This window comes from Patescibacteria group bacterium (assembly GCA_020148145.1).
GTDB lineage: Bacteria > Patescibacteriota > Minisyncoccia > Minisyncoccales > JAHCRE01 > JAHCRE01.
Genome location: JAHCRE010000009.1, coordinates 22,899 through 32,656, shown reverse-complemented (window position 1 = coordinate 32,656; position 9,758 = coordinate 22,899). Strand labels below are relative to the sequence as shown.

At 41.2% G+C, this 9,758-nt stretch carries 7 protein-coding genes, 3 tRNA genes and 2 rRNA genes; all 12 read right to left on the bottom strand.

Features of this window, described 5'->3' with window-relative positions; genetic code table 11:
- Positions 1-2,547, bottom strand: a 23S ribosomal RNA gene (locus tag KJA15_01040); the annotation flags it as partial.
- Positions 2,548-2,877: 330 nt separating this feature from the next.
- The gene (locus tag KJA15_01035) at positions 2,878-3,558 is read right to left on the bottom strand and encodes a hypothetical protein (GenBank protein ID MBZ9571908.1); all 681 of its coding nucleotides are present in this window, start codon (positions 3,556-3,558) and stop codon (positions 2,878-2,880) included.
- A gap of 126 nt (positions 3,559-3,684) precedes the next feature.
- Positions 3,685-3,756 (bottom strand) — tRNA-Ala (locus KJA15_01030).
- 1 nt (position 3,757) lies between these two features.
- A tRNA-Ile gene (locus KJA15_01025) sits at positions 3,758-3,832 on the bottom strand.
- A 7-nt stretch (positions 3,833-3,839) separates the two neighbouring features.
- Complete coding sequence (locus tag KJA15_01020; protein MBZ9571907.1) at positions 3,840-4,373, bottom strand: class I SAM-dependent methyltransferase; 534 nt, start codon at positions 4,371-4,373, stop codon at positions 3,840-3,842.
- Positions 4,374-4,413: 40 nt separating this feature from the next.
- Entirely contained in the window at positions 4,414-4,920 is a 507-nt protein-coding gene (locus KJA15_01015; GenBank protein ID MBZ9571906.1) for a YbaK/EbsC family protein, read from the bottom strand.
- Between the two features lie 315 nt (positions 4,921-5,235).
- A 16S ribosomal RNA gene (locus KJA15_01010) occupies positions 5,236-6,744 on the bottom strand.
- A gap of 185 nt (positions 6,745-6,929) precedes the next feature.
- Positions 6,930-7,991, bottom strand: coding sequence for a polyprenyl synthetase family protein (locus tag KJA15_01005; GenBank protein MBZ9571905.1), 1,062 nt, complete (start codon positions 7,989-7,991; stop codon positions 6,930-6,932).
- A 12-nt stretch (positions 7,992-8,003) separates the two neighbouring features.
- On the bottom strand, positions 8,004-8,453 hold the full coding sequence (locus KJA15_01000) for an RpiB/LacA/LacB family sugar-phosphate isomerase (protein ID MBZ9571904.1): 450 nt from the start codon (positions 8,451-8,453) through the stop codon (positions 8,004-8,006).
- Positions 8,454-8,585: 132 nt separating this feature from the next.
- A tRNA-Thr gene (locus KJA15_00995) sits at positions 8,586-8,656 on the bottom strand.
- A gap of 72 nt (positions 8,657-8,728) precedes the next feature.
- The gene (locus tag KJA15_00990) at positions 8,729-9,097 is read right to left on the bottom strand and encodes a hypothetical protein (protein ID MBZ9571903.1); all 369 of its coding nucleotides are present in this window, start codon (positions 9,095-9,097) and stop codon (positions 8,729-8,731) included.
- Between the two features lie 11 nt (positions 9,098-9,108).
- Positions 9,109-9,693 carry an elongation factor Ts gene (gene tsf, locus KJA15_00985; GenBank protein ID MBZ9571902.1) on the bottom strand — a complete coding sequence of 195 codons (585 nt, stop codon included), beginning with the start codon at positions 9,691-9,693 and terminating at the stop codon, positions 9,109-9,111.
- Positions 9,694-9,758 lie beyond the last annotated feature (65 nt).

The window sequence follows — 9,758 nt, the reverse complement described above, 5'->3', positions numbered from 1 at the left end:
GTCGGTTCACTAAGTTCTGGTTTCCCAACTGCGCGAGATATCCCTCTTGCAGTAAAGCCGGCTTATGGCTTTGTCCGACCACCAAGATTTCCATCCTTGGTTAGCCGACCTTTAAGCGCCTCCGTTACCTTTTGGGAGGCGAGCGCCCCACTCAAACTGACCGTCAGGCACTGTTTCCGCTCTACGGCGGGTTAGAACCAAGGCTTTAAAAGGGTGGTGTTTCATCGGCGACTCCATCCGCCCCAAAAGGCGGATTTCAAAGTCTCCCACCTACGCTACGCATCTAAAACCAAAATTCAATACCTGACTACAGTAAAGCTCCCGGGGTCTTTCCGTCTAGCCGCAGGTACAGGGCGTCTTCACCCTCATTGCATTTTCACCGGGCACCTCGTTGAGACAGTCCCCCAGTCGTTAAACCTTTCATGCGGGTCAGAACTTACCTGACAAGGGGTTACGCTACTTTAACACGGTTATAGTTACCGCGGACGTTTACTGGCGCTTCACCCACTCAGCCCCACGATAAATCGCGAGACCGGCGAGATTAACGTTCCAGCACTGGTCAGGCCTCAGCCCCTATACATCCTCTTACGAGTTGAGCAGGGACCTGTGTTTTTGATAAACAGTCGCCAGGGGTACTTTCGCTGCGGCCGCGTTAGACGCGGCAAGGCATTTCCCGAAGTTACGCCTGCTTTTTTGCCGAGTTCCTTAACGAGGTTTCACCCGTTCACCTTAGCACTCTTATGCCTGCCTACCTGTGTCGGTTTGCGGTACGGATCGCCCACCATTTAACTTTCAAACGACTTTTCTGGGAAGGCTGCTCATTTGAGTTGCCAGAACCGAAGTTCTGACTTCTCATTTCCCTTGGATTTCTCCTTAGGATATAAATGGTAATCCAATAAACCACCCAAACTACTAACCTTCGTTATCGTCTGAAAATGATGCGCGAGGGCCGGAATATTAACCGGCTGTCCATCGGTTACTCCTTTCGGATTCGCCTTAGGCCCGCCTAACCCTTGGTTGATTGTCATTGCCAAGGAAACCTTAGGCTTTCGGTGTCAGGGGTTTTCACCCTGATTGCGGTTACTCATGCCAACATTTTCACTCCCCCACCTTCCAGCAAGCCTCACGGCTTACCTTCACTAGATGAGGGACGCTCCCCTACCACGCCATTGAGAAAAACTCATGGCGTCCTTATCTTCGGTACTAAGCTTTAGCCCCGTTGAATTTTCGGCGCAGAACTCCTTAGTTAGTAAGCTATTACGCACTTTTTAAAGGATAGCTGCCTCTAAGCTCACCTCCTAACTATCAAAGGAATCCCACTTCCTTTACCACTTAGCTTAAATTTTGGGACCTTAGATGAAGATCTGGGCTGTTTCCCTTTTGACTATGGAGCTTAGCCCCCACAGTCTGACTACCCGCCAAAAGTTTCCAGTATTCGGAGTTTAGTAAGAATACCTGAGAAAATCCCACGATATTCTTTCCAGTGCTCTACCCCTGGAAATTTGAACGGGCGCTAGCCCTAAAGCTATTTCGGGGAGAACCAGCTATTACCAAGCTCGATTAGCTTTTCACTCCTTACCACAGCTCATCCCAGGATATTGCACGATCCACGGGTTCGGGCCTCCCCTCAGATTTCTCTGAGGTTCACCCTGGCCATGGCAAGCTCGCTTGGCTTCGGGTCTTATCTATCCCCTTCTCGCGCTTTTAACACTTGGTTTCCCTTTGCCTCCAGGCCGAAAGCCCTTAGACTAAGGAAATAGATAAACTCGTTGGCTCCTTCTTCAATAGGCACGCCGTCACCCCTTCCTTTCGATCGAAAGGAAGGGGCTCCGACTCCTTGTGAGCGAGATGGTTTCAGGTTCTATTTCACCGCCCTTACCGGGCTACTTTTCACCTTTCCCTCACGGTACTGGTTCACTATCGGTGATATCGAGTATTTAGCCTTGGCCGGTAGTCCGGCCTGCTTCCCACCGGGCGTTCGTTCCCGATGGTACTCAAGAGAAATATCAAGGAGCGTAAAGTCGTTTTCATTTACGGGACTTTTACCCTCTTTGGTTGCCCTTTCCAGGGTCATTCAACTAACGAGACCTTACCTAAGTGCTCTCCCTCAAGAACATTCCTGTGCACCAGAAATGCCCCCGACAATATTTTCTTACAACCCCCCGTTAGATAATTTTCATATCTAATGGAGTTTGGGCTTTTCCCTCTTCGCTCGCCGCTACTAAGGGAATGACCTAGCTTATTAGCTTATTAGGAAATTAGCTTCTTAGCAATATTAAAAGAAAAATAACAAGCTAAAAAGCTACAAGCTAAAAAGCTAGAATTGTTTTCTTTTCCTCCGCTTACTGAGATGTTTCACTTCAGCGGGTTAGCCGTCCGGTCATTCGACCGGACTGTTTCGACTCATCGTCGAAACAGGTTTCCCTATTCGGAAATCCCCGGATCAAAGGTTGCTAGACACCTTCCCGAGGCTTATCGCAGTCACGCCACGTCCTTCATCGCCTCGATATCCCAAGGCATCCACCATCCGCCCTTAAAATGCAATTCTTGGCTAGCAATTAATAACCACCAATTATTTATTTTTCAATGAACTCTTTTTAAAGTGAAAACCGCTTTGAGAAGCGGTTTTAAAACTTTCGAATATGTAAAATTCGAAGATTTTAACCACTTCCTTTATTCAAAATGGAATTTTTTCTTTCCATACTACTTTTTATTTTAGCAAATCAAAAACAGTTGTCAAGGCCTTAGTCGCCTCGCACCTTCGGTGCTCGGCTCCCCATAGGGAAAACCAAGGTTTTCCCTCCATGGCGCTCACCCTCGGCAAATATTTGCCTCGGTTTTACTGCCACCCTTTCCTAAAGGTATTTATGAAAAAAATTATTGCTCAGAAATTTTTTCTCTTAAATCCTCTATCAACCTTGCCGCCGCCTCTTTTCCGCCCAGACCAAAGGCCAATCCCAAAGCCAAAGCAATCATTCCAAGAAAACTCATTACCAAAGCATTGATAAGGCTTGGAGCAACTCCTAACTGAAGTAAAATCGCCAGTCCGGCAAAAATATAAATTGCCCAGCGAACAGCCATCCCTAAAAATCCAGCATATTTTACCCCAATCTTTTTTACGCTTGCCCTGATGATCTTATTTAAAAGATCAGCCACAATTACAGCCACCACAAAAATAACAATAGCAACAACTAAATTAGGAAGCCAAGCAACTAACTCATTTAACAATATGGCAAACGTTTTAAGACCTAAAATCTCCACTGTAATCGATAAGACAACAATAACTAAAATCCATTTGCAAATTGCTCCAATAAATTCGGCCGGATTTACCTTTATATCTGCTTTTTCTAAGGCCTCTCTCCAATCAGCTTTTTCAAAAAGCTTATTAAGTCTCAACTGAATCAAAATTCTAGCTATTAATCTTCCAATTGCCTCAGCAATCAACCAGCCGATGATTAAAACTACGATAGCTGCCAAAAGATTGGGAATAAATGACAAAACCCCTTTCCAGAGATCCAGCAAAGCCTGATAAGTTATCGTATACAAATCTTGAACCATTATATAATTTTAAAATCTATTTTTAGAAACTTCTCGACCTTTAAAATTTAAGGAATTATTTTATTATAGCATAGCAAAAATAAAGAAAATCGTCCCTGTGGAAAACTTTTACCCTCCTCTAATTAATGGACCCGGCGGGAGTCGAACCCGCGATCTCCTCATTGCAAATGAGGTATTCTACCACTAAACTACAGGCCCTTGGTGGGCACGGAAGGAATCGAACCTACGACCTTCTTTTTATCAGAAAGATGTTCTACCATTGAACTACGTGCCCATAATGTTTAAGTTGCTTCTAAAACAAAGAGGAATCTCTTTACTGGGTCAATCCAATCAAATGGGGAAAAAACCCGCTTTTTTTCAATAATTTTAAGGCCAAGTTTCTTGAAAATTTTCTTCCATTCATCTTTTGTCTTAAAATGGAATTTTTTTCTTTCTCCTCCAAAAAAAGTAATTTGATGAAGCCGACATCTCAATTTCGAGAGAATTCCTTCTGGTAAATCCTCGTAAATGATAAGTTTTTTGGAAACTCTTTTTGCTTCTTTTAATAGTCTTTCTGGATCCCGGGAGTGATGCAAAACATAACTTATCAAAACTATATCGAAAAAATGGTCATTAAAGGGGAGATTTTTCCCATCGATAATTTTAAAAGGGATATCAAGCACTCTATTATCTTTAATATCCACCCCAATAATCTCTGCTTTGAAAAAATCTCGAAAATTTTTAGCTACTATTCCTGATCCACATCCTAAATCAAGAATTTTCGAGCCCTTTTCAATAAAATCTTCACAATCCTTGCACATCTTTTTTGCTCCCATTTCATAAATTTTAGAGAAAATTCGATAATACATCGAAATTTCATTTTCTTTTCTTACTAATATTTCCAGTTATTAAATCAGGTATTAATTTTTTAAAGGATTTTGGTGTAATCTTTATAGACCAATTATAATCTCCGGCATTTAAAATAATTTTTGGATTTTTTAAAAAAGATTTATCAATAAAAGTTTGCATTTGCCATAAACTTCCGAAAGGAGGAATTGCTCCAACCTTTACTCCCTTGAGATTTTTCTTCATCCATCTTTCGGTTACAAAATTAATTTTTTTTACTGGTTTTTTATCCGCTTTTTTAAGAAACTTGTTAACCAATTTTTTAAATTTTCCTTTATCAAGATTTTTATTCGCTGGAATCAAGATAACGGCTGGATCTCTATCAAATTTCATTACTAAGGTTTTTCCAACGATTTTCTCGGGAACTTTTAAGGTTTGAGCTTTATCATAGGCAGTATAAACTGTCCTGTGAAGAATTTTCTCATATTTAATTTTAGCTTTCTCTAAAAATTTGAGTAATTTTTTTGAAATTGGCATATTTATATCTTTTTCCAGATTATAAAACAATTTTGGTTGGGACGCGAGAGTTCTTAGCCCTGCGGAAACTCCCGTCCTAGACCACAGTAATATTTTAGCAAATGGAAATTAAAAATCAAGCAAAAAAAATCGGCCAAAGCCGTTTTTTTTCAGTTTCTTAGAGTTGCCTCGTCCACCTTTGCCAAGGGCTACGGTGGATCCTTCGAAGCTCCACAAAGGAGCGAAGAAGGAAAGATCGATCTTTAGGATGTTCGATCAATACCCTATGGTTAAAATCCGAATTCCAGACTTCAACTATAGTCGGCACTAAAAATTAAATGAAGTGATCCACGGACAGGTTCCCCTACCCGTGCCTTGTTACGACTTCGTCCCTCTCACTGAGCCCACCTTAGGCCCGCGTCAGACGCGGAACTTCGGGTATTCCCAGCTCGCTTGACGTGACGGGCGGTGAGTACAAGACTCAGGAACATATTCATCGCCACATGGCTGATTGGCGATTACTAGCGATTCCAGCTTCATGAGGTCGAGTTGCAGACCTCAATCCGAACTGAGACCGACTTTGATGGGATTAGCTCCGCCTTACGGCTTGGCAACCCATTGTATCGGCCATTGTACCACGTGTGCAGCCCAGGGCATCAAAGGGCCATGCTGATTTGGCGTCATCCTCACCTTCCTCCTGATTGTCTCAGGCAGTTCCCTATGACAAATAAAACATAGGGTAAGGGTTGCGCAGGTTTCCCCATCTAAGGGAGCACCTCAAGGCACCTGCTGACGACAACCATGCAGCACCTGCCCGCCTGTCCTTGTAAGAAGACTCTCCTTTCGGAAAGTTTTCAGGCGGGTGTCAAGCCCTGGTAAGGTTCTTCGTTTATCGTCGAATTGAGCCACATGGTCCACCGCTTGTGTGAGTCCCCGTCTATTCCTTTGAGTTTCAACCTTGCGGCCGTACTTCCCAGGCGGGACACTTAACGCGTTAGCTTCGCCACCTGAAGGGTCGACACTTCAGATAGCCAGTGTCCATCGTTTACAGCGTGGACTACAAGGGTATCTAATCCTTTTTGCTCCCCACGCTTTCGTCCCTCAGCGTCAGGGTCGCTCCAGTGGAATGCCTTCGCTTTTGGTATTCCGCTCGATATCAACGGATTTCACCCCTACACCGAGCGTTCTATCCACCCCTAGCGCCCTCTATCCAGGCAGTATCTCTAGCATCCCCAAGGTTAAGCCCTGGGTCTTTAACTAGAGACTAACCTAGTCGCCTACGGACCCTTTACGCCCAATAAATCCGGATAACGCTTGCGGGTCCTGTTTTACCGCTGCTGCTGGCACAGAATTAGCACCCGCTTATTCCTGGAGTACTGTCACCCGAAGGTTCCTCCTCCAGAAAAGCTTTTTACACCCCGAAGGGTTTCTTCGAGCACGCGGCGTCGCTGGTTCAGGGTTTCCCCCATTGACCAATATTCTCGACTGCTGCCTCCCGTAGGAGTCTAGCCCGTGTCTCAGTGCTAGTGTTGGGGAACAGACTCTCATCTCCCCTACCCGTCATTGCCCAGGTAGGCCATTACCCTACCTGCTAGCTGATAGGCCGCGGACCGATCCTAGAGCGGTTGTCTTACGACTTCCTTTTATTCTTTACCATTTATATGGTAGAGGAACCATCGGGAATTAGCTCGCCTTTCGACGAGTTATGCCCGTCTCTAGGGTTCGTTACCCACGTATTACTAACCCGTTTGCCGGTCCGCATTGCAAAGCAATGCGTCCCTCGACTTGCATGCCTTATCCACGCCGCCAGCGTTCATCCTGGACTAGGATCAAATCCTCAAAATAAATATTTTTTCGAGGCAACTCTAAAAAACTGATTTTTAATGTGCTTTTTTAATAAACAACCACGAAGATATTTCGTGGTTTAGTTCAGATATCTTCGCTTTTTGATCTATTTTATCTCATTTTTCAAAAATTTTTAACATTTCTTTCTATTTTCATTTTACCAGATCCAAAAAGCCTGTCAAGTCCTACTTTTCCCTCTCAATTATATAATCTGAAATTCCAATTAAAAATTCTTTTACTAAAAAAGGGAAAATTGATTTTCTGATTGAGGTTTTTGATTTTAAAACCAGTTCCTTAGCTAAATTTTGAGAAAAATTAAGAGAACCAGTTTTAATAATAATTTCTCTAACTTTTTCTAATTGATTTTTAGTCAAATGAGGGTTTCCTAAAGCTCGATCAATAATTTTTCTCTGTTTTTGATTAGTTGATTTTTTAGCTTTAAAAATCAAAAGGGTTTGCTTTCCTTCTTTTAAATCAGAACCTAAGGGCTTGCCAGTCTTTTTTTTGTCTCCAAATATTCCTAAAATATCATCTTGGATTTGAAAAGCAATACCCAAAGGAATAGCATAATCTGTTAATTCCTTTAATAACCTTTGATCAGCCCCAGCCAAGATTGCTCCTAAATGCAAGGGCCCTTCAATTGTATATCTGGCAGTTTTGTATTCCAAAATTTTAAAGATCTCATCTTTTTTAAGTTGACGCGATATTCCCAAAAATACATCCAGTATTTCTCCAATAAATACATCGATTAATATCTGACTGAGTCTCTCTAAGGCTTTAAGTTTAAGCGATTCGGGAAATTTCGATTTAGTTAAGATTTCATAACCAAAAAGGGAAGTTAAGTCACCTGTCACAATTCCGGCTGAAATCCCTAAATGCTTAGCTTCTTTAGAAATTTTCCGGTAAATTTTTTTATATTTTTGATGAATTGTTGGTTTTCCTCGCCGAAATTCATCGCGGTCAATGATATCATCGTGAATAAGGATATAATTGTGGATTATCTCAATGGAAAGGGAAGCATCTAAAATTTCCTTTTTATTTTTACCACCTGCAGCTAAGTAGCCATAATGGAAAAAAATTGGCCGAATCCTTTTGCCTCCCCTCAAAATAAATTCTCCAATATCAGCTACCATTTTGGAAATTATTGGAGAAATCTTTTTAGTTTCTTTAATTTTTTTCTCAAAATAAAGTTTTAGTCTTTCATCTATTTCTTTTTTTAAATAATCTAATTCCCTTTTTATCTCCATTTTATTTCCTTTTTAGGACCTCGAATATTTCTGCTCAATTTCTCTTAACTTTGTTATCCTATCGATTTTTCCTTCGTCAAATTCAGAACTAAACCAAGCGTTGAGTATCTCTCTTGCAACATTTTCGGAAGTGAGGCGAAGGCTCATAACTAAAACATTGGCATCGTTCCATTTTCTTGCCCCTTTAGCTGTTTCGGCATCAAAACAAAGAGCTGCCCTGATTCCGGGAATTTTATTAGCGGCAATTGAGACTCCGGTACCTGTCCAGCAAAACAGGATTCCTTGATCGTATTCTTTACTGGCTACTTTCTCTCCTACTAATTTACCTACTTCTGGCCAAGATGTTTTTTCACCGGATGTCAAGGCACCAAACATTCCTATTTCATATCTTCGTTTTTTTAACTCTTCAATTACAAAATCGGTTAAATAAGTTTTTTCATCACTGCCAATTGCTATTTTCATAATTCAAAAATTTGAAAGCCGGCGGTCGGATTCGCCCAGTTATTCAACTGGGCGCCCCGTCGGATGACGGGGCGAACCCCGTACAACACTTCGCTTTGCTCAGTGTACATGGGACAGACCTCCAACCTTCTGAGCCGCCTGCAGGAATCGAACCCGCGTCAGTGGTTTACAAAACCACTGCTTTACCACTAAGCTAAGGCGGCTAAACGTTGCTCCTTGCCCCGCACTTAGCTTTGCTACAGTGCGGGGTACCGCCAAGCTATCCCGGCAAAATTTTATTCAAGTTTTTCTTCTTGGTTAGTTGATTTTTTTAACTCCTCCCAATAATCGTCATTTTCTTCCATTTTCTTTTTCTGAGATCTTTCTCGCAATTTTTGAAGCCAGGTAGCGGTTTTACTCTCGGTCTTTAAGGTTAAAATTCTAATTTTTGAAAGTATTTTTTGTAGGAAGATTTCAGTTGAAAAATTTTTAAAAGGATTTAAAGTTTTAACCTTTTCTTTTAGTCTCAGGAAATTATTTTCCAAATCAAAGCCTCTTGTTTCGATTTCTGGTAATTTTCTTAAAACCGGAATTTTCCGTGTCAAAATTACCCCCATCCCAATGAGGCTACCAAATAAGACTACTGTAGCTATTAACTCTACCATAATTCTTTATTTTAAATTTCGTAGCGAACAAATCTTTTTATAATAATATTTTCTCCCAAATGGGCAATATACTCATTAATTAAATTCTCAATTTGTTTTGTTTCATCTCTTATCCAAGGTTGTGACGTCAAAGAGATTTCTTCTTTGTATTTTTTAAGTTTTCCCTCAATAATCTGATTGATTATTTTTTGAGATTTGCCCGAGTCTTTAAATTGTTCTTGATAAATTTTTCGCTCTCCGGCTAAAAATTCATCAGGAATATCCTCCTCTTTCAAAAATAATGGTTTCATAGCAGCAATTTGGAGACATAACTCATGAGCCAGTTTTTGAAAATTTTCCGATCTGGCTACAAAATCTGATTCACAATGTAATTCCACTATTACCCCAATTTTTTTATTTGGGTGGATATAACTTTCAATAATCCCCTCTTTTGTCTCTCTTTCAGCCTTTTTCCCAGCGAAATCCTGTCCCCACTTCTTTAAAATTCCCTTTGCTTTTTCTAAATCCCCCTTGGTCTCTTCTAAGGCCCGTTTACATTCTTGGATTGAAACTCCGGTCTCTTTTCTTAATTGCCTAATCCGATCGATATTAACCATCTTAACATTTTAGCATCTTAATATTCTAACAAAATTTAATCCAAAATGTTTATATGTTCAAATGT

Bases quoted from the DNA above. Each gene is read 5' to 3' on its own strand.
- KJA15_01005 (MBZ9571905.1), bottom strand. From the start codon at position 7,991: ATGGAGATAAAAAGGGAATTAGATTATTTAAAAAAAGAAATAGATGAA.
- KJA15_01020 (MBZ9571907.1), bottom strand. From the start codon at position 4,373: ATGGGAGCAAAAAAGATGTGCAAGGATTGTGAAGATTTTATTGAAAAG.
- KJA15_01035 (MBZ9571908.1), bottom strand. From the start codon at position 3,558: ATGGTTCAAGATTTGTATACGATAACTTATCAGGCTTTGCTGGATCTC.
- KJA15_01015 (MBZ9571906.1), bottom strand. From the start codon at position 4,920: ATGCCAATTTCAAAAAAATTACTCAAATTTTTAGAGAAAGCTAAAATT.
- tsf (MBZ9571902.1), bottom strand. From the start codon at position 9,693: ATGGTTAATATCGATCGGATTAGGCAATTAAGAAAAGAGACCGGAGTT.
- KJA15_00990 (MBZ9571903.1), bottom strand. From the start codon at position 9,097: ATGGTAGAGTTAATAGCTACAGTAGTCTTATTTGGTAGCCTCATTGGG.
- KJA15_01000 (MBZ9571904.1), bottom strand. From the start codon at position 8,453: ATGAAAATAGCAATTGGCAGTGATGAAAAAACTTATTTAACCGATTTT.